Origin of the sequence: Bradyrhizobium sp. 930_D9_N1_4, assembly GCF_052076015.1 — a bacterium.
GTDB lineage: Bacteria > Pseudomonadota > Alphaproteobacteria > Rhizobiales > Xanthobacteraceae > Bradyrhizobium.
Window position 1 is genome coordinate 1,245,671 of record NZ_CP197236.1, and the last position, 19,237, is coordinate 1,264,907.

Here is a 19,237-nt window from a genome sequence, read left to right on the forward strand (position 1 = left end):
GGCTGTTCGAGAAGTGGCGGCGAGCATGCGATCGGCAGGACGTCGCGGTTATGGCGTCGACCAAGCGAGCAATTGAAGCGATCGGATTGGTGCGGCACTGCCGCAATGCGGTAAAGAAACCAACTAATCGGGGATAACAGGCCTATACACGTTAGCGTGCTTGGGTAGCGAGAAGTCCCGACGCATACTTTGGCGTTAGCAAAGCCATGGCTCACGCAACCGTTCCATCTGCTGAACAAATAATCGACCTCTACGGCACGGGGGAATTAGCCGCGGAGCTTGCCCGCTATCACGAGGACAGCGAAGAACCATTTGTTCAGCGGTGCATCGAACTGCACAACGAGAAGAAAATCAATCTCGTTGAAATTCCCACGCAACCTGGTTTCAAAGAAATCACCGGCCACGACTTTTTCACTGCTCAGCACTTTTACTGCGAAGCCATTCCAAAGCTCGATGCTGACGTCGCCGCACTCATGGAATGCTGCCAAGCGCTGGTCGAACAAGCTGGCATGGACGGTGCTGCTGGCCAGCCAAATGAGGCATTTCGGTTATGGTGCCAAAATAATCCCGCCGGAGGCGCGCGAGTGATTAGCAAAGCCCGCGAAGGCGATAGTCTAGCGAAACGATTTGTCACATTTGCCCTTCAAGCCTCGGAAAGTATGGAGACTGCGGCGGATTTCGTGCAGTCGTATGACGATGAGCGTCGACTGTTCGGGATGGCGGCATTGGGACGCATGCCCATGGCCGACGAATCAAAAGCACGTCAGGCAACACAAGTACTTGAGCCTTTTCTGGCTGCGGGTGACGACGACAATGTCCGTGCTAACGCACTGTCCGCCGCGTTTGACGTGCTCAAAAAGTATAATGACGTAGACGAGGCGAGCGACTTTATCGGCGCCGCAACTGATAAGCCGGGTCCTGCAACGTTGCACGCCTTAGCTCAGATCATTTGGCTTCACTACAACCTGATGTCCTCACAGACGATCGAGAAGGCGTTGGTCGCATTGCAGGCGATCCAATCTGATCACAAAGGCACGCTTCGCTCACTTGATTTTGGGTTGCATCAATTGCTCGCCGGCGACAATCGCGGCGCAATTATAGATTTTTTGACGACAAAGCTTCGCGACGACAAAATAACCCTTGAAGATTTTCCGACGACGGCAGGCGAGCTAAAGCGGGGCAATCGTCGTCACCTCTACGAGATCATTGTGCGATGGCTTCTCTCTGGCAGCCAAACACTCAGTGATAACGTCGGCAATCTCATAGCATTTGAAGACAAGAATCCCTTTGATGCCAGCATCGTCGTCCCCTCTGATTTGACGGCAGTGCACCGAGTTTTCTTGTGCCGCAAAGCGATTGGCATTCTATTCACGCGCCCCGTAACATGCTGCTCGATCCTTGTTTCCGTGCTTCGAGGCGGCGATAAAGAAGTCATAGAAGAGGTTGTCGATCTGCTATTCGAGCCAATGCTCGTGAACTACAGCGGCAAGGCACTCGACTACCTCAGGACGATAGCCGTCGAGGATCCAGCTCACGCCAGCGTTCAGATGGCTTTGGAACGTCATCAGGCGTACTTCGCCGGCCTTGAAAAACCGGGACCAATTAAGGAGCTGCATCCGTCCGATTATCAGCGCGACGTCGTGCGCCAGCGTACATACGACGAAATGCGTGCCGCGCAGAAGTCTGCCGAGCAGCAGTCCGTGCTATTTAGTGTCGTACATCGATCTACCTTACTCTATGGCAAGCGATCACTCACCTATGTCTTTGACGACGATGGCGGCCGTCGACCGGTATCGCTAGATCTACATTCTGTCGGCGTATCATTCGAAATGCCCCGCCAGGACGTCCTCGATCCGGTAGGACTGGATTTCATGCTCCGCGTCTTTCGCGTGGAGAAGATGCAATGAAACTGTTGTTTCGCAGCTACTTGGCTTCTTTGAGGGAGCGCGGTGAGCTAGACGCTATCCTGCCAGATCTGCTCAGTGAACTCGGGTATCACGTCTATTCTAGACCTCAGCGCGGGACCGCGCAGGCAGGTGTAGACATTGCTGCCGTGGGGTTGGATGATGACGGTAAGAAAAAGGTATTTCTCTTCTCTGTAAAGCAGGGCGATTTAACTCGGCAATCGTGGAATGATGGCAGTGCGCAGGCGCTCCGTCCATCTCTCGATGAGATACTGGATAATTACATTCCAAATAGAATTCCCAAGAGGTACCAGAAACTCAAAATTGTCATCTGCTTGGTCTTCGGCGGCGACATGCAGGAGCAGGTCCGGGGTACCGTCAACGGATACACAAGACGAAACTCGACTAAGAAGGTGTCGTTCGATGAATGGAACGGAGACAAGCTAGCCGGCCTCCTTCTTCAAGGAGTGTTGCGCGAAGAGATAATGCCCAAAGCCCTCCGATCACACTTTCAGAAGTCGGTCTCCCTTGTAGACGAGCCAGACATTGCCTACCGTCATTTCTCGCGGTTGGTGCGCGAGCTGATTGGTCTGGCTAATAACGACAAAGCAAAAATAAGGACCGCTCGACAGCTGTACATTGCTACTTGGGTCTTGTTCGTTTGGGCGCGCGACATCGGGAACGTCGAAGCCGCATATCAGGCCAGTGAGCTTCTTCTATTGAACCTTTGGGATTTGGTCCGGCCCTTGATAGGAAAGAAGCGCAGCGCGGCTGGCAAAGCTATTACGTTGGTTCTGCACTACGCGATACGGATGCATCTTGCGATAGCGTCGGAATTGGTTGAGCGAAAAATACTGCCCCATGTTGGAATAAAAGATGGGATCGCAATGGCGATCCAAGGTCGTTCGTCCGCCGACATAAACCTCAAGCTGTTTGATACTCTAGGCCGTATCGCGTTGACAGGACTGTGGGTTCATTGGCTCGTCGAACGATACACGGACGAGAGCGCGCGTGTAGAGGCGAGACTGAAGATAGCTCAATTTACTGAATTGGGCTTCAAACTAATCAACAACAACAGGGCGCTCTTTCTTCCACTGCAGGATCAGCATGGGATTGAAGTGGCGATGTTTCTGCTATTCGTCACAGCAGTCAACGGTAATCGTCATGATGCTCACGCTTGGTTGCGGGAAATGGTCAACCGGCTTTCGTACAGCATTCGAACGCACGGCAAGTACCCATGTGTTTTTCTTGAGTACCGCGCTCTAGTCGCTCACCCGCGGGAGCGAACCGAGGAATATCGTAAGGAAGCCACGGCGGGATCAATTTTGATCCCTATCTTGGAGGTCTTCCTGTCTGCATTGGAAAGCAAAGAGTCTCTGGAAAAGCTAGTTGATTTGAAGACGAAAGAGCTGGCGCACTGCACACTGCAAGTTTGGCTACCCGATATTTCCAGCGAAGATAATTTGTACAAAGGTGTGCACGATCACGGTGTTTCATTAACTGACGTGCCACTGTCCTTAACAGGCAACGAATTGGTCAGCTTGGTAAAGAACGCGTGCGATGAGACTGAGGGATATGCCTCCCTGTCTGCAATAGTGACGGGGTATTGGCCTATAATCATGACGGCATGTCGCCACCACAGAATGCCGATACCGCCGCAAATGTGGATTGACATCGTCTACGATCCGTCGATCGAGGCTGCACATAAAGGATAATCCCGTTTTCATCTGCGCAGCGGTACCACGTTGCTTTCAGTTTCTGCTGTAAGGATACCCCGCAGCTGCGCATTCGACAGCCCGAAACCCTGCCGCTTCTCGTCGGCGTAGTCGTAGACTGCTCGCATGCCGCCGTAATGCGCGATCATGACCTCATGCGCTCGGTCGGATATCTGCGGTATGGCGCTCAGGTTCGTCCGCATTGCGCGACGCAGGTTATGGGAGACCAAGTGCGCCCCTACAAGGAGGTAACTGTGTCAAGCTCGGCCATGACGAGTGGAGAGAATGGTGCATGCGCGCCACGGAATGACGCTCATCATAAATTCCGACCTGCGGAACAACGCCGCCCTTCTCGCGAGGGGCGGCGTTTTTGTTGATGCAGCGCGGCGCTTAATTTCTCCCAAGGCCGTCAAACTTTGTGTACCAATGGCGCCCAGAACGCTCAGTACCAACGCCTCCAATGTTCGAAAGGGAGAAAACAATGCGTGAAGCCGTCATCGTTTCCTATGCACGCACCGGCCTGGCCAAGTCCGGCCGCGGCGGGTTCAACATCACCCCGCCGATGTCGCTGGCCGCACACGCCATCAAGCACGCGGTCGATCGCGCCGGCGTCGACAAGGATTATGTCGAGGACTGCTATCTCGGCAATTGCGCGCACGGCGCGCCGAACATCGGCCGTCAGGCCGCGCTGCTCGCGGGCTTGCCGAACACCACGGCCGGCGTCTCGGTGAACCGCTTCTGCTCCTCGGGACTCCAGACCATTGCGATGGCCGCCAACTCGATCCGCTCCGACGGCGCCGATTGCATCGTCGCCGGCGGCGTCGAGAGCATCTCGATGCCGGGCGGCGGCACGCCGAAGGAATCGATCGACCCTGAGTTGCTCAAGGTCGCGCCCGACATCTTCATGGCGATGATCGACACCGCCGACATCGTCGCCGAGCGCTACAAGCTCAGCCGCGAATACCAGGACGAGTTCTCGCTGGAATCGCAGCGCCGCATGGCGGCCGCGCAGCAGGCCAACAAGTTCAAGGACGAAATCGTCCCGATGAAGACCAAGATGAAAGTCGTCGACAAGGCGACCAAGGCCGAGAGCATCGTCGATTACACGGTCGACCGCGACGAGTGCAATCGTCCCGAGACCACGATGGAAGGCCTCGCCAAACTCGAGCCGGTGAGGGGACCGGGCAAATACGTCACCGCCGGCAACGCCAGCCAGCTCTCGGACGGCGCCGCCGCCGTGGTGCTGATGGAAGCCAAGGACGCCGAGAAGCGCGGCCTCAAGCCGCTCGGTCGCTTCGTCGCCTGGGCGGCGGCGGGTTGCGAGCCGGACGAGATGGGCATCGGCCCGGTGTTTGCGATTCCGAAGCTGTTGAAGCGTCATGGCCTCAAGATCGACGACATCGATCTCTGGGAGCTCAACGAAGCCTTCGCCAGCCAGTGCCTCTATTCGCGCGACAAGCTCGGCATCGATCCCGCCAAGTACAACGTCAACGGCGGCTCGATCGCGATCGGCCATCCCTTCGGCATGACCGGCGCGCGTCTCACCGGCCATCTCCTCCAGGAAGGTGCGCGCCGCAAGGCCAAGTGGGGCGTCGTGACCATGTGCATCGGCGGCGGCCAGGGCGGCGCCGGCCTGTTCGAGATCTATAGCTGATAAGGCCCACGGGAATGTGAGGCACGGCGCCGCAAGCGCCGTGCCCTTTATTTTGGCGCCGTCTCGGGGACAGGCCTGAAGATCCATTCTCGCCAGACCACCAACAAGGCGGCCATGATCACCGGGCCCAGGAACAAGCCAAGCAGACCAAAGGCGGCAAGGCCTCCAAAGATTCCGACGAACGCGAAGAGAAACGGCAGCCGCGCCGAGTCGCCCACCAGGGTGGGCCATACGAAATGGTCGCCGGCGAACATGACAATCGCGCCCCAGAGGAAGACACCGGCGGCCGCGAGTCCGCTGCCTCCGCCCGAGACCAGGACCAGCGCCGCAACGGTGAAGGCCAGCCAGGCGCCAAACGGAAGCATCGCGAAGGCGGTCGTGAGAATTGTGAAGACGATGGCATTTGGCACCCCCGCGACGAGATAGCCAACGCCGATCAACAGTCCTTCGCCCGCTGCGACCAGGACCGTGCCGTTCACCGTGCCGCGGGTCGCGTCGACCATCTTCTCGGCGAGGCCTTCTCCGGCTTCTCCAAAAAGCCGATCACACGTCTCCAGGATGTGATCCGCGATCGACCGGCCGTTGCGCAGCAGGACGAACAGGGCCAGCAGCGAAAACAGCAGCAGAAAAAGCCTGTGAAGCAGCTGCCCGCCGAAGGTGCGAAACAGATCCGATGCGTTGTCCGCATTGACGGATTTCAGCCATTCGGTCGCGGCCTTGGGATCGGAAAGATTGCTGCGCCACCATTGCTGCACGCTCTCTGCCGCCACCGGCAGGCGGGCAAGCCACTCAGGCACTTCAATCCCGCTCTCGCCGGCCTTCTTCAACCAGCCGACGAGCAGGTCGCCCTGTTGCGCGATCTGATAGATCGCAAGCGCCATGGGCGTGAACAGGATGAGGGTCACGATGAGCGTGAAGACGAACGCGGACAGGCTGGACGGGCTGGTGCTCACGCGATGCGCAAACTTGACGTAGAGCGGCCACAACGAGGTTGCGAGAATTGCGGCCCAGATCAACGCCGGCAGAAAGCCCGCGGCGGTCCACAGCGCAAGGGCGACGAGGATGAGGGCGAGCACGACCCGTGCGTTCATGCGCGCAGCCGCGCCCGTTGGCAGCGGCTTTCGTTCGTTGGCAGTCGGGACCCCGTCAGTCCGCTTGAGCGGAGTCTTTTTCGATGCCGCAGATTTCAGGCGTTCGGACATGCGAGATCACACGAGGTGCGAGTGCGGCGGCAATGAAATTGGCGAGCAGGAATAACAAGGTACGCCCAGCTCAAGCCGCAAGGACGCCTTCGGTTCCAAGTTGGCATGAGCTGTAATCTGCTGCCGTGCACGGAAACGGTCCCCGCCGCCGGCTGTCGGCGCCAGCCTGCGCGCGTCGACCTCGCGCCGCTCTAAGCCCCCGCCACGACAGGCGCGAACACCACTTCGATCAGCGTGCCCGAATTCGCGCCGCTCTTGATGTTGAACCGGGCGCGGTTGGCTTCGACCAGCGCTTTCGTCAGCGACAGGCTGAGCGCCGAATTGTCCGCGGCATCGCCGGGCGGCGGCGTGCGGAACGGCTCCATCGCGGCGGCGACCTCGCGCTCGCTCAGGCCATGGCCGGTGTCGCGGATGCGCAAGCACACTTCGCCGCGGTCGGTGATCGCGGTCGAGACGATGACCTGGCCGCCGGCACTGGCCAGCCGGATCGAGTTCGAGATCAAATTCATGGTGATCTGCCGCATCGCGCGCGCGTCGGCCGCCACCTGCGGCAGCGCGTGTGCGAGCGAGGTGCGGATGATGATGCGCTCGCGGTTGGCCTGCGGCTGCATCACCACGACGCAGGCCTCGACCAGGTCGTTGAGGTTGAGGTTGGCGAAGTTGAGGTCGAGCTTGCCGGTCTCGATCCGCGACAGCTCCAGCAGATCGTCGATGATGGCGATGACGCGCTCGCCGGAGGCGCGGATGTCCTTCATGTATTCGCCGTAGCGCTCGTTGCCGAGCGTGCCGAAGCGCTCCGAGATCATCACCTCTGAAAACCCGATGATGGCGTTGAGCGGCGTGCGGATCTCGTGGCTGATCCGCGCCAGCATGTCGGCCTTGGCGTTGGCCGCGCCGCCGGCGAGCAGCCGCGCCTGCTTCAGCTCGCTTTCGCCCTTCTTGCTCTGCGAGAGGTCGCGGAACACGGCGAAGAAGTTCGGGCCGTCGGGCCGGGTGCGGCCCATGATCATGGCGAGCGGCAGCACGCCGCCCTTCTTCTCGCGGCCCAGCACCTCGCGGCCGTGGTCGAGCAGGCTCGCGATGTCCTGGCTCTTCAGGTTTTCCAGATAGTCGGCGACGATCTGCTGGCTCTCGGGCGCGAACAGCGTCACCAGATTCTGCTGCATCAGCGTTTCGCCGTCATAGCCGAACAGCGCCTCGGCGCTGCGGTTGCAGGCGTGGATGTTGCCTTCGGCATCGAACATCACGATGCCCTCGGCCGTGGTGTCGAGGATCGCGGCGAGATCTTCCGCATCGGCATCGCCGGCCTCGGACTCGAGTTCGGGCGCGAAGGGAAAGATTTCGGCGACGACGGGCTCGACGGGCTCGACGGCGACGGGCGGCGCGACGACAGGCGCAGCCACCATCGTCGCTTGCGGCAGCGCGCAGATCAGCGCATGCGCGCTCGCGCCGTCCCAGTCGATCGTATGCAGATGCGCTTCCGTGGTCGGCAGCGGCGCCTCGCCATTGGCAACGGTCGCGCTGATCGTCACGGGCGTGCCGGCTTGCGACGTGCTGCTGGCCGCGGACACACCCGGCTCGACATAGAGCGCATCGAGCCCGCCGGCCTCTTCCAGCGCGTTCAGGCTGGCATAGCCCATGCGCGCGAGGAACGCCGGATTGGCGTAGAGCAGCCGGTCGAGCCGGTAGATCAGCATGCCCGTCGGCACGAGGTCGAGCAGCGCACGGTCGCGCAGGCTATGGCCCTGTGCGGGCGGCGCGGGTTCGGTCAGCCATTCCGCGGGCGCGTGCGGCGGCTGCGCGGCTTGCGGCGCCTCAGGCTCGGGCAGCGGCGCCTCGGGCGTGAACTCAATGGCCGGCGGTTCGGCCGCACTGGCCGAGATCGTCTCGCGCTCACGTTCGAGGCGCTCGGACAATTGCCGCGCGAGCTCGTTGAACGCGCTGTTCTCGACAGGCGTCAGCGTCGGCGCTCTCGGATCACCGAGTGATCTGACATCACCGCCGGGGCGGAACGGCACGACATTCGGAGGCGTTTCCACGGGCGTGTCCACTGACGTTTCGGGCTCGGTTGGATGTGAATTCGCGTCGGATGTGGCTTCGGGCAGTTCGGCAATGGGCTCAGGTATTGGCTCAGGCTCAGGCGGCGCGATCGGCGGAGGCGGCGCCTCTGCCTTGGCTTCGGGCTCCGGCTCAGGATCCGGCGCGACGATGTCGGCGGACAGGCCGTGCTGTGCCGGCGGCGCGACGAACAGCTCGTATCGCCTGAGCGCATCGAGCCGGTTGAGGCCGTCGAGATCGCGGCAGACACCGAAGCCCCGGAAGCCCGCAAAATTGCGCGCGTGGTCGTAGACCGGCAGGCCCGCCAACTCGACCGGCAGATGCTCGCCGCCATCGGCCGGCCAGTTCACGGTGATCCCGGCCCAGGTGTCGTGGCTCGCGAGCGCCTGCGCGACGCGCCCCTCGGGGTCGAGCGAAAATTCGTTGTCGATCTCGCGCCAAGGCCGGCCGAATCCGGCCGCGGTGTGCGCGCCCATCAGGCGGATGAATTCGCTGGACGCCAGCACGAAGCGGCCCTCCGCATCCATCTGCCACAGGAAGCGCAGCGGATGCTGGCGCGGTGCGGGCGGCTCTGCTGAGTGCGGCTCGACCATGGCGAATGTGATCGGCGCGGCCTGCGGCGACACGATGGCTTGGCCAAGGTTTTCAACCGGAGTTTCAGGCGCGGGCGCTTCGGGGATGGTGTCGCGAACGGGCTGTTCGGCCGCGTCCTTCACGGCGTCCGGGATCGTGACGATCTCCGCCGCCGGCGCACTCACGCTCGGCTCGGCCGGTTCGGCGAAAGCGTCGAAAAAAGTAATTCCGGAGGGCGCCGCGTGCGACGGTGCAGGCTGCGCATCGTCCGGCACGGCGGCCGCAGCAGGCTCGGTTGGCGCAGCTTCGGGCGCGGCGGCAATCTCCTCGCGCGCAACGGGCTCGGCAATGTCCGGCGCGGTGTCCGTCACTGCGTCTGCCGGCTGTTGCACAGCCGGCTCGATCAGTGCGACCAGGCCGACATCGTCGCCGCTGCCGACCCGTTGCAGCACCATTTGGCCGATGCCGACAGGCGTCTCGGCGCGGCCGTCGCGAAGCGCATCGCTGCGCGCCTGTTCGAGCCCGGCCTCGCCGAGATCGCGAAAGCCGAGCAGCGCGCGGGCGGCTTCACTTGCGCCGGCAAACATGCCGTCGGGCGCGAATGCCGCCATCGGCACCGTCGCGCCGTCGACGAGACGATGCAGCCGTTCGATCAGCGGCATGGTGCGCAATGCCGGATCCATCGCGCTGACCAGCACGCCGTGACTGCCGTCGGCAAAATCCAGCCGCGCGCAGGCGCAGGTCATCAGCATGCCGAGCTTCGCGCCGAAGCCGCGCAGTCGTTCGAGCCTGACCGCGCCGTTCGCCGGCAGCTGGCGGGCGAGCCGGACGATCTGGCGGCGATGGCCGTCGGCGGGACTGAAAATCTTCTCGGTGAGCACGGTGGCATTGGCCGCGCCGAACAGTTTCGCGCCGACCGGATTGGCCCAGAGCACGCGCGTGCCGTCGATCGACCAGAGCCAGACGGGCAGGGACGAGGTCGCGTGCACAGCCAGCCGCGGATCGCCGACGCCTCGCAACTGGAAATCCGAATGAGTCATCCGACCGGCTTTAAATCCCGCTGTCACGCGTCTGGCTGCAAGGCTGCCGGGAATGGCAACCTTAAGAAAGGGTTAGTATCGCCCGCGGGCGCGGGCAGGTCCACGGCCGCAGCCTATGAGGGGCGTCCTAAAGCCGCGATAACCTTAATCCGGCCGAACCCGCAAGCGGCCCTGCGGCGGCATCCGCAGGATTCGCGCAAGGGCAGGCGAGATGATCCTTGTCTGGCACAGGTTGGGCAGCGGACTCGGTCAACCTCGCCCGCTTGCGGGAGAGGTCGCGCCGAAGGCGCGGGTGAGGGCTCTCTCCTCTTGGGGGGCCTCGATTGGAGATACCCCCACCCCGACCCTCCCCCGCAAGCGGGAGAGGGAGCGCACCGCCTTCGGGACGCACACTTAAAGCCCTCAACCCTCGGTTCCCCAACCCCGGAACCTCACCCTCTCCGAGATTAAATTTCGCATCGCACCCCCTCGATCACATTGCGGTGCACAATGTTGACATGTTAGGCAGCCATAAGTCTGGGCACTGGAAGAGCCGCGCCGTCAGCTACGCGTTCCAGTCACCGTTCCCGCTGAATGTAGGCCTGCGATCGGGGCCCGGCGGGCAGCGCCAGAAGGCTCGCTCCATTTTTTTCTTTTAGCGTGAGGGACCAACCATGACAGGTGCGACTGATCCGTTTTCTGCCTCGATCATCCCGTTCGAGGTTCCCGAGCAGATGCGTGCGTTCGCCGAGAAGGGCGTGTCGCAGGCCCGCGAGAGCTACGCCAAGTTCAAGGACGCCGCCGAGACCCACAACGGCACCGTCGAGGCCGTGTTCACCTCCGCCCACAAGGGCGCGAGCGAGTACACCGCCAAGCTGGTCGAGTTCATCAAGGCCAATTCGTCGGCCCAGCTGGACTTCACCCAGGAGCTGTTGAGCGCCAAGTCGCCGTCGGATGCGTTCGCGCTCTGGACGGGCCATGCCAAGACCCAGCTCGAGACCTTCCAGTCCCAGGCCAAGGAGCTGGTCGAGCTCACCCAGCGCGTCGCCAATGAGACCGCAGAGCCGATCAAGGCCTCTGCCTCGAAGCTGTACAAGCCCGCCGTCTGATAGGGCCGAGGTTGATCTGATTAAGAAGCCCGGGCCGAACGGCCCGGGTTTTTCTTTCTTCACCTCTCCCGCTTGCGGGAGAGGTCGGGAGAGGGTTCTCTCCTCTCGGGGAGTATCGCCGGAAGTGGCGAGGGCGCGTAGCACCCGATGGTCACCATCCGGCCCGATTTTTGCGGATCGGGTGTGATTTCCGCAGGTTTTTCGTCTGTTTGCGGCCTTGCCAAAAGCAGCCGTTGCACCTAGTTTCCGCCCCGTCCAGCCCCCTTTGGAAACGGCCCTATCAAGGGCGCCCCCGGGCGGCTCGCAAGGATGCAGTTGTAGCTCAGTTGGTTAGAGCGCCTGTCTGTGGAACAGGAGGTCGGTGGTTCGAGCCCACCCAACTGTACCAGCGCTTTCATTCCAATTGCCGGACCTCGATAGGACGATTCGGCGTCTCCTGAGCTCGGCCTCAGCCGCCGTCCGCACTCGTCGGGATCACCGCCCTGTTTTGGCGCGAATGAAGCTGAACGATCACCGCTAGATAGCAAGGACTTGTCGTGACAGTGCACGAAACTCTGTCCCCGACAGTTGGCCCCGTGCAGCACGGACTTTGCTGCTACCGCGAACTTGAAGCTCGTCGGCTTACATTGTCAACTCCTGGTTGATATCTTAGCATCGTCTATATTTTGGGCATCATGAAGATATTGCATGGCGAAGCTTATTAATCCGAAGATCTTCAGTCAGGAATTTGGAATCACTTCGGCCTCTCTTGACAACGAGGGCCTATTAGATCCGGTACTAAACGCGGACACCAAGCTCTTTGTGGACCCGCTTCTCCTCAAAATGAGTACGCATCCCGTGCTCGCTAGCTCGGGCGTTCAGGCATTCGAGAAGCGGATGTCGGATATAATAGAGTTGCTGGCTGAGTCTAACGGACCTGGTGACGCCCCATGGAAGGCAGCCATGAAGTGGCTTGCGCTGCACGAGCGCAGTGAGACCTGCTTAGGTTATGGGGGGACTGGAACGTCTGGCAGGGATCGCCCGGATAGTCTCAAGGAGAAGATACTCACAACGGCCAAACAAATCGTCGATGTGGGAGTGAGAAACCCCGAGTTGATCATTTTGATGGGAATGTTCGAGGCGGGAGTTGGTCCGGATAGCATCAGCGACCTGACCACAAACTCCATCTTGAGGGTGCTGGAGAAAATCACGACAGATTTCTGCAGCCGCCACTCCATTCCGCTTTCAAAGTTCTTCTTGGAGTTCGAAGAGTACGAACTACCGGCGAACCCGACGCGAGCCGGAAGCGGCATCTTCCTAGTGCCCAAAGATATACTGCGGGAGCTTCCGGTCGCCACTGATTGGGCAGATATCGACCGAGTGGTCAGCTTCAATTCGCAGCTGCGCCACATGGTCAATCAAATGATTGGCAACATAACAAAGGCGACAGTCTTACAGAAGAAGTCGGCGCTCAAGCGCATCGCCCTAAGTGACCCGCAGCACTTTCAGACCCTCATCCGCGATCTTTTGGCGGGCAATCCAACTGGCTATGACTTTGAGAAGGACAAGAAGGGGTTTGAGGCCCTTCGACAGGCCCTGCTTACGGCCGCTCAACAATACCCGCTGACTATTGCGAAGCCAGCAGCGTCGACATTGTCTGAGTTGGTGCGCGTGGTCGGTGAGATAACCATGCAATTCAAGCAGCTGATCGAGAACAACAACCTTTCCCATCTTCTGTGGGAGGGCAGTACACCAAGGTCCGAGAAGTCGGCTCAACTAGTCTATTTCGGAGTCGCTGACTCATACTGCAAAGCAAACAACCTCGACATCTCGCCAGAGGTCCACTCTGGCGGCGGTCCAGTCGATTTCAAGTTTTCGTCCGGATATGCGTTCCGCGTCCTTGTCGAGATCAAGCTGTCTACTGGATCGGTCGCGCATGGTTATGAGACTCAGATAGAGATCTACAAAGCCGCGTCGCAGACTGAGGAGGGGCTGTTTTTGATCATCAACGTTGGGGGTATGGGCAGCAAGCTTTCTCGTATTCAGACCATTCAGCAAAATCAGGTGAAGGCCGGCAAGAAGGCGAGCGAAATTGTAGTCGTTGACGCGACAAAAAAGGCGTCTGCCAGCAAGAGATAGGGGCGCTGTCGAAACGATAAGGCCCTTGTTGGGAATCTCCTCTTCGACATTGGTTTTCGCATTCGAGCGATTAGTGATGCCTGCTAACGAGCATCGCGTTGGCGACGCTGTCGGACCACCAAGATAGGTGTGTGCTACACCGGGTGAACTCTCAGCGAGAGTGGGGGCTCAGGCCATGTCTTACATTAAGACGACGCGGGGATGGCGTTTGTTGCACAAACGACATTATGAGATTGCAAAGTATTGGCGGCAAGAGGGTTGGGAGGTCGAGGAAAAGGTCGAAAAGTTAGATGCTTCGGATTTCTGGGTCAGCGAACGCACCTATAACTATTGGGACGTAGTGACCCGACTCGTCTATAGCGCAAGACAACGAGCAAGAAAGTCCTCGATAGAGTTCAGCATTAGCTTGGTTGATTTTGAGATTCCAAAAGTCTGCCCGCTCCGTGGCGTTCCTTTTAAGGTCGGCATAGGCCAACATACTGACGATTCTCCGACGCTCGACCGTAAGGACCCTCGCCTCGGCTATATTAAGGGAAATGTCTGGGTCATTTCGCACAAGGCAAATCGGCTGAAGGGGGACTTCACTCCTAATGAGTTGAGGACGTTCTGCGAAAACGCGCTGGAGTTGGATTGGGTCACTTGGACGAGCGACGACTCGGACGAGTTGCGGAGGCGGGAGGCGGAATGGAAGCGTAAAATGAATGGGAAACACAAACCGAGATGGTGGGCTCTCTGGGGAAGCTCAAAATCCGAGATGAAATAACTGGAATTACAGTGACGGTGCACTAAATTCCGATCCATCCATACATCAATCCGCAGTCATTGTGACGCCTAGTAACACGCATAGCCGTGGCTATGGAGCCCGCAGCGGGTATTTGTCCCGGACGCCGGGTAAGATTTTCCGTCAATTGGACTAACGAAGACGTTTGATCTTGAACAACTGGCTCCGGCGGCTCTGCATTCACGACTCTGTCCGGAGGGGTGTTATTCCGAGACAATGATTGAGCATCGCGGCAAAGCTTGCTGAAAATGCAGGCGAGCCAAACGCCAGCGCCGCAATGAACACGTCCATTGTAAGAAGTTGCTACCGGAAACGTGTGCTGGAATTCTCTATGTTGCCCTAACACCACTTCGAGATACACGGTGCCCGGAAGCGGAAGTTATTGTCCGTTACGGTGCTGCACAGAATGCCACGATATCGGGCGATATCAATTTGGTGCGCTGTCATCGCGATCTACCGTGATCCCGAGTTCCTTGGCGGCGGTGAGGTTGATCGAAAAATCGAACTTCGAGATCTGGTAAAACGGGATCTAGATTACAGTGACAGTGCACAAAACTCCACTCTTGATCTGTCGGGTCGCACTTCCGCAACACCAAGTTAGTGCACTGGACTGCAAGCATTCTGCAAATGGATAAGGACAGCAACTACGGACACGCCAAGAAGCAGTCCATTTTGTTCAGGGCCGAGCTGTCTCGAAACGTACAGTACTCCTCGGAACGCGGCGGGGTCGTGATCTTCCCTCCGCGAGCGCTTAGCGCGCAGCCGCTGCCAACCTCTTTCGTGATAAGCGTGCCGCCCTCATACTTGCAAAATAGCGTCGTACCTGAGACGAACATTTCGAGCTCTCCCTGCGGAAGGTGAAGTTTCCACGAACTCCCCCCATCAACTGGCTCGGTGGCTATCAGGGCGGAAGACGTCGATCCCGTAGTGGGGCACGTGTGGAGGCTCGATGCCATTGCACCAGTATTGCAGAACGCTAGGCTAAGCAGCGCAACGAGTAGTCCTCTAACTAGCTGCTGGGACATCGCGGCCTCTCTCAAGAATACGATAACAGTGCACAAAACTCTTGAAGCAGAGAGTGCCCTATCCGCAACGTCGCTCAAAGCCGATTTTGCCGGCAGTCACCGTAGCTCCTCGGCACGCAATACGTTATCGATAACGACCCAAAGACGTCCATGGCCAACCAACCCAGGCAAAAAAACATTGTGAGTTTCTTCGAGCGTCTCAAGACAGCAGCATCCGTTGAGTGGCGGGCCTACACCGAGCATCCCTTCACGAACGGATTGGCGGACGGCTCGCTCCCTGAAGCTGCGTTTCGCCACTATCTCGTTCAGGACTATTTGTTCCTTATCGAGTTTGCGCGCGCCTATGCGCTCGCGGTCTACAAGTCGCCGAGGCTTGCCGACATGCGTGAAGCAGCTAGCGGCCTGTCGGCCATCCTCGATGTCGAGATGAACCTGCATGTAAAACTCTGTGCCGAATGGGGGCTGTCCCCGGCCGACCTTGAACAGGCCCCTCCGGCGGCCGAGATGCTGGCCTATACGCGCTACGTGCTGGATGCGGGCATGCGCGGCGATCTGCTGGCCCTCAAGGTGGCGCTTGCGCCCTGCGTGATCGGGTACGCGGAGATCGCAACGCGGCTCGCGGGGCGACCCGATGCGGATGCTGCGACGAACGCCTACCGCGTCTGGATCGCCGAGTATGCCGGCGCGCCGTACCAGGAGGTCGCTGCCAAAGCGCAAGCGCATCTGGATCATCTCGCCGATCTCTACGCCACGCCGGCCCGCGAGGCCGAGTTGATGGCGATCTTCAAGGAAGCCACCCGGCTCGAGGCGGACTTCTGGGAGATGGCCTGGCGCGTAGGCCGGCGTGTTCAATGACCCTGTCGGCAGTCACCAGAATTACGGTGACGGCGCACAAGACTTCCTGATTTTATCGCTCTTCAGAGATCATTGCGCGGACCAACGAACCTCATCAAAGGACCAATGTCATCCTGGTCCGCAGCCCTCAGTGCCGTGATGTAAGCGGTCCGCCGCTCATTCATCCTTTGAAGGTCATATCCGCCGGCCCAATCGATTGGCTGTGCCTTGTAGACACGATCCAGCACAGCATCCGCCATGATGCGGGCGTGCCTGCCGTTGCCATTCGGAAACAGATGAATCTTGACGAGGCGATGGTGCAGGCGAATGGCAGCTTCGGAAGGCGAGTAGGTCTTGTTGTCGGCCCAATACTGAGCGTCATCGATAAGAGTTCGAAGTTCGACAGGGATGTGGACGGGATCGATGCCGATGTTTTTTCCAGTCGTTCGGAACGTTCCCGCCCAGTCCCACACGTCGCCGAACAAGCGCTTGTGCAAGGTGACGGCAAAGGCGTCGGTCAGAACGTGAGCCCTTTGTCGGCCTAGCCAACGCAAGCCGGACTCAATGTTGGCCTGCTCCAATTGATCGAGTTCGCCTTGCGTCGTGACGTGTTTGTGCTTCAACCCGCCAAGCTCGTTCGGATCGAGCGGCGTCGCTCCCTCCGGATACTGGAGATCCCCGATCATTGGTCGCGCCAGAAATTCGAAGGCATCTCCAGCGCGAGTTCGCGGGTGAGACGTTCGACTTGCTCCGCAATTTTGTCGTCCGGCAGTGTCTGATCTTCGAGGGCCATATGCTTGCTGGCTGTGCCGACGATTGCCATGGCTTTTGTTCGGGCTTGGGCTGTGATGAGATCCTCGACATGCCCTGATGCCGGAATGATCGCATAGACAAAGCGACAACCCATTGCCTCGGCTGTGACCTGCATCGATTTCAAGGTGATGCCGCCGGTGAGCTCGGCGTGCTCTGCCTTGGTGATACGCGCGCGGGTGACACCCATTTTGTTCGCGACGTCAGTGCCCGACATGCCGAGCGCGCTACGGGCCGTGCGGAGCCAGCCTTCCGGCGGAGTTGTCAGGCCGGCAACCCTTGCGGCGGCGCTGTCGACGATGTTGCGGTACTGCTGTTGAACGATTGTTTTGACGCTCATCTGTCAACTCATCTGTCTACGGAAATGCCAATTCCGCATACTTATATGTACCCGATAAAATCTAAATGGAATATCTATAAGTATCCAAATATATCATTTTGGATATATTAATGTATCCAATATTGAAGGGTAACCTACCTCGGTCGGCAAAGCCGTCAAATTTCACGCATTCCAGCAACGAGTTGCGGGGGGCGGCCATCGCGCCCTACCTCACCCCCGCCACCACCATCACCACCACCGGCAACGTCACCGCCGCCGGCAGCGTGCCCAGCGCCACTGCGCCCGACACCGGGTTCACCAGCCGCTTGTACTGCGCCGCGAAGATGTAGGCGTTGGCGCCGGTCGGCATCGCCGCGAACAGCACGATCACGCCGGCCGCGATCGGCGGCAGGGCCAGCAGCTTGGCGAGCACGAAGGCTACGGCCGGCATCGCTGCGAGCTTGAGCGCGCACATCACGAGGATGCTGAGCTTTTCGCCCTTCACCTCGAACCGGAACAGATTGATGCCGAGCGCGATCAGCGCGGCCGGCGATCCCGCTTGCGCCAGCAGCTCGATCGTGCGGTCGACGACCGGGTTGAGGCCGAGGCCGGTGAATCGCCAGACCACGCCAAGACCTATTCCCAGCATCAGCGGGTTGCGCGCGAGATCCGCGAGCACCGGCCGGATCACCGACAGCGGCGAGCCGGTGCGCTTCTGGCTGACCAGCTCCATCTGCAGGATGCCGCAGAGCCAGAGCAGCGGCGTGTTCACCGACAGGATCAGCGCCATCGGCCCCGCGGCCTCGTTGCCCAGCGCCGAGAGCGTCATGGGAATGCCGAGCATCACGATGTTGCCGTAGACCGAGCCGATCGCGAACACGACGCCGTCCTCGCGGTCTTCGCGCCGCGCGCGCATCAGGGCCGACAGGATCAGCGCCGCGATCCAGATGATCGCCAGCGCGCCGTAATAGCTGCCCCACATCCGCCAGGGGCTCACGTCGGGGAATTCCGACACGACGATGGTGCGGAACAGCAGCGCGGGGATCGCGATGCTGAAGGCGAATTCGGAGATGCCCTTGTGCGCGCCCTCGCTGACGAAGCGAAACAGCACCGCCGCATAGCCGGCCGCGATCAGGGCGAACACCGGCGCGACAATCAACACGGTGGCCATGCGACCCTCACCTCAGGGGAAGCTGACGACCCCGCGCAATTTTCGAGAATGGCAGTATGCCCCTGTTTTGCCCGACGAGTCAAAGCGATTTCGTAAAATCCGCAAGCGTCGCCCGGAAATCCACAGCGTTGGCATGGACATGGCTACTGTGCATGGGGTTGTTTTCGCAGTTTTTGGTTTGGGGCGGGGATCGGCCCCGGTCTATCCCGCCCACAACTGTCATCCCCCGCGGAGGCGGGGGATCCAGTACGCCGCGGCGTCCCGGGGGACGTTCGGCGCTGGTGGAATACTGGGTCGCCCGGTCCAGTGCGCAATTGCGCACAAGGCCGGGCGACGACAGCGGAGAGCAGGTGCTGGGCCGGTCGACCTGTCATTGCCACCTCACCCTGTTGCCGAGACCGCACAGCGCGCCGTATTCGCCTCAGCCCTCGTTGCCAATGAACCTGCGTTCACCCACTATTCCCCGGACTCGTCACCCTGGGGGAATCGATGCCGGCGTTCCGCTTTCAAAAATCCTTGGCCGCTGCAACCTTCGGGATTGCGCTCGCCGTCCTGGTCCAGCCGGGCACAGGCTTTGCCTATACGCCGGAGGAGCAGCAGGCCTGCACGCCCGACGCGATGCGGCTGTGCGGCGAGTTCGTGCCGAACGTCGACGCCATCACCGCCTGCATGATCAAGAAGAAGGCGCAGCTCTCGCCGCAGTGCAAGGCCTTCTTCCGCCCCGGTCCGGAGCCGGGCGAGGCCGCCGCGCCGCGGGCCGGCAAGCCGACCAGCATTGCGCCCCATACCGCGAAGAAGAGCACCAAGCCGGCGCCGAAGGCGGCCAAGAAGAAAAAGACCGAGCCGAGCTGAGCGCGCATCAGCGCGTTCCCGTTCTGAAACTCTGGGGTGCCCGGGTCTCTCCTCCCGGGCATTTGCGTTTTCGGGTGCGACGCGTGTGAACGG

14 protein-coding genes and 1 tRNA gene are annotated in these 19,237 nt (G+C 60.2%); 9 read left to right on the plus strand and 6 right to left on the minus strand.

Going from position 1 to position 19,237, the window contains the following annotated elements:
* Positions 1-206 precede the first annotated feature (206 nt).
* Both AB7532_RS05805 and AB7532_RS05810 read left to right on the plus strand, forming a co-directional pair.
* A complete protein-coding gene (locus AB7532_RS05805) occupies positions 207-1,907 on the plus strand; it encodes a hypothetical protein (RefSeq protein WP_441233861.1) in 1,701 nt (566 codons plus the stop codon).
* Positions 1,904-3,619: a hypothetical protein gene (locus tag AB7532_RS05810; protein WP_441233862.1), complete on the plus strand. Its 1,716-nt coding sequence runs from the start codon at positions 1,904-1,906 to the stop codon at positions 3,617-3,619. The genes AB7532_RS05805 and AB7532_RS05810 overlap by 4 nt, the downstream gene beginning before the upstream one ends.
* A gap of 8 nt (positions 3,620-3,627) precedes the next feature.
* On the opposite strand, the gene AB7532_RS05815 is transcribed toward AB7532_RS05810, so the two are convergent.
* Positions 3,628-3,768 (minus strand): hypothetical protein, encoded by a 141-nt coding sequence (locus AB7532_RS05815; protein ID WP_441233863.1) that lies wholly within the window; start codon positions 3,766-3,768, stop codon positions 3,628-3,630.
* A gap of 332 nt (positions 3,769-4,100) precedes the next feature.
* Between AB7532_RS05815 and AB7532_RS05820 the strand changes: the two genes are divergently transcribed.
* Entirely contained in the window at positions 4,101-5,273 is a 1,173-nt protein-coding gene (locus AB7532_RS05820; RefSeq protein WP_441233864.1) for a thiolase family protein, read from the plus strand.
* A 47-nt stretch (positions 5,274-5,320) separates the two neighbouring features.
* Here the strand turns inward: AB7532_RS05820 and AB7532_RS05825 are convergent, their stop codons facing one another.
* Positions 5,321-6,475 (minus strand): AI-2E family transporter, encoded by a 1,155-nt coding sequence (locus AB7532_RS05825; RefSeq protein WP_441233865.1) that lies wholly within the window; start codon positions 6,473-6,475, stop codon positions 5,321-5,323.
* Positions 6,476-6,666: 191 nt separating this feature from the next.
* Positions 6,667-10,146, minus strand: coding sequence for a PAS domain-containing protein (locus AB7532_RS05830; RefSeq protein ID WP_441233866.1), 3,480 nt, complete (start codon positions 10,144-10,146; stop codon positions 6,667-6,669).
* Between the two features lie 653 nt (positions 10,147-10,799).
* On the opposite strand from AB7532_RS05830, the gene AB7532_RS05835 reads away from it, so the two are divergent.
* The 5 genes from AB7532_RS05835 to tenA all read left to right on the plus strand — a co-directional run bounded on the left by AB7532_RS05835 (position 10,800) and on the right by tenA (position 16,013).
* On the plus strand, positions 10,800-11,234 hold the full coding sequence (locus tag AB7532_RS05835) for a phasin (protein WP_441233867.1): 435 nt from the start codon (positions 10,800-10,802) through the stop codon (positions 11,232-11,234).
* Between the two features lie 311 nt (positions 11,235-11,545).
* A tRNA-His gene (locus AB7532_RS05840) sits at positions 11,546-11,622 on the plus strand.
* 299 nt (positions 11,623-11,921) lie between these two features.
* Entirely contained in the window at positions 11,922-13,352 is a 1,431-nt protein-coding gene (locus AB7532_RS05845) for a chromosomal replication initiator DnaA (protein ID WP_441233868.1), read from the plus strand.
* Between the two features lie 175 nt (positions 13,353-13,527).
* Positions 13,528-14,115: a hypothetical protein gene (locus AB7532_RS05850; RefSeq protein ID WP_441233869.1), complete on the plus strand. Its 588-nt coding sequence runs from the start codon at positions 13,528-13,530 to the stop codon at positions 14,113-14,115.
* Between the two features lie 1,223 nt (positions 14,116-15,338).
* Positions 15,339-16,013 carry a thiaminase II gene (gene tenA / locus AB7532_RS05855; protein ID WP_441239194.1) on the plus strand — a complete coding sequence of 225 codons (675 nt, stop codon included), beginning with the start codon at positions 15,339-15,341 and terminating at the stop codon, positions 16,011-16,013.
* Between the two features lie 62 nt (positions 16,014-16,075).
* Here tenA and AB7532_RS05860 read toward each other — a convergent pair whose 3' ends face one another.
* From AB7532_RS05860 to AB7532_RS05870, 3 genes are all read right to left on the minus strand, one after another.
* Complete coding sequence (locus tag AB7532_RS05860) at positions 16,076-16,678, minus strand: mobile mystery protein B (RefSeq protein ID WP_441233870.1); 603 nt, start codon at positions 16,676-16,678, stop codon at positions 16,076-16,078.
* On the minus strand, positions 16,675-17,142 hold the full coding sequence (locus AB7532_RS05865; protein ID WP_441233871.1) for a mobile mystery protein A: 468 nt from the start codon (positions 17,140-17,142) through the stop codon (positions 16,675-16,677). The genes AB7532_RS05860 and AB7532_RS05865 overlap by 4 nt, the downstream gene beginning before the upstream one ends.
* 205 nt (positions 17,143-17,347) lie before the next feature.
* Positions 17,348-18,292, minus strand: a complete 945-nt coding sequence (locus AB7532_RS05870; RefSeq protein WP_441233872.1) for an AEC family transporter — start codon at positions 18,290-18,292, stop codon at positions 17,348-17,350.
* Positions 18,293-18,781: 489 nt separating this feature from the next.
* Between AB7532_RS05870 and AB7532_RS05875 the strand changes: the two genes are divergently transcribed.
* Positions 18,782-19,144 (plus strand): hypothetical protein, encoded by a 363-nt coding sequence (locus AB7532_RS05875; RefSeq protein ID WP_441233873.1) that lies wholly within the window; start codon positions 18,782-18,784, stop codon positions 19,142-19,144.
* Positions 19,145-19,237: the final 93 nt, after the last annotated feature.

Excerpts from the sequence above, each read along its gene's own strand:
- AB7532_RS05805 (WP_441233861.1), top strand. The coding sequence starts at position 207 with ATGGCTCACGCAACCGTTCCATCTGCTGAACAAATAATCGACCTCTAC.
- AB7532_RS05810 (WP_441233862.1), top strand. The coding sequence starts at position 1,904 with ATGAAACTGTTGTTTCGCAGCTACTTGGCTTCTTTGAGGGAGCGCGGT.
- AB7532_RS05815 (WP_441233863.1), bottom strand. The coding sequence starts at position 3,768 with ATGATCGCGCATTACGGCGGCATGCGAGCAGTCTACGACTACGCCGAC.
- AB7532_RS05820 (WP_441233864.1), top strand. The coding sequence starts at position 4,101 with ATGCGTGAAGCCGTCATCGTTTCCTATGCACGCACCGGCCTGGCCAAG.
- AB7532_RS05825 (WP_441233865.1), bottom strand. The coding sequence starts at position 6,475 with ATGTCCGAACGCCTGAAATCTGCGGCATCGAAAAAGACTCCGCTCAAG.
- AB7532_RS05830 (WP_441233866.1), bottom strand. The coding sequence starts at position 10,146 with ATGACTCATTCGGATTTCCAGTTGCGAGGCGTCGGCGATCCGCGGCTG.
- AB7532_RS05835 (WP_441233867.1), top strand. The coding sequence starts at position 10,800 with ATGACAGGTGCGACTGATCCGTTTTCTGCCTCGATCATCCCGTTCGAG.
- AB7532_RS05845 (WP_441233868.1), top strand. The coding sequence starts at position 11,922 with ATGGCGAAGCTTATTAATCCGAAGATCTTCAGTCAGGAATTTGGAATC.
- AB7532_RS05850 (WP_441233869.1), top strand. The coding sequence starts at position 13,528 with ATGTCTTACATTAAGACGACGCGGGGATGGCGTTTGTTGCACAAACGA.
- AB7532_RS05860 (WP_441233870.1), bottom strand. The coding sequence starts at position 16,678 with ATGATCGGGGATCTCCAGTATCCGGAGGGAGCGACGCCGCTCGATCCG.
- AB7532_RS05865 (WP_441233871.1), bottom strand. The coding sequence starts at position 17,142 with ATGAGCGTCAAAACAATCGTTCAACAGCAGTACCGCAACATCGTCGAC.
- AB7532_RS05870 (WP_441233872.1), bottom strand. The coding sequence starts at position 18,292 with ATGGCCACCGTGTTGATTGTCGCGCCGGTGTTCGCCCTGATCGCGGCC.
- AB7532_RS05875 (WP_441233873.1), top strand. The coding sequence starts at position 18,782 with ATGCCGGCGTTCCGCTTTCAAAAATCCTTGGCCGCTGCAACCTTCGGG.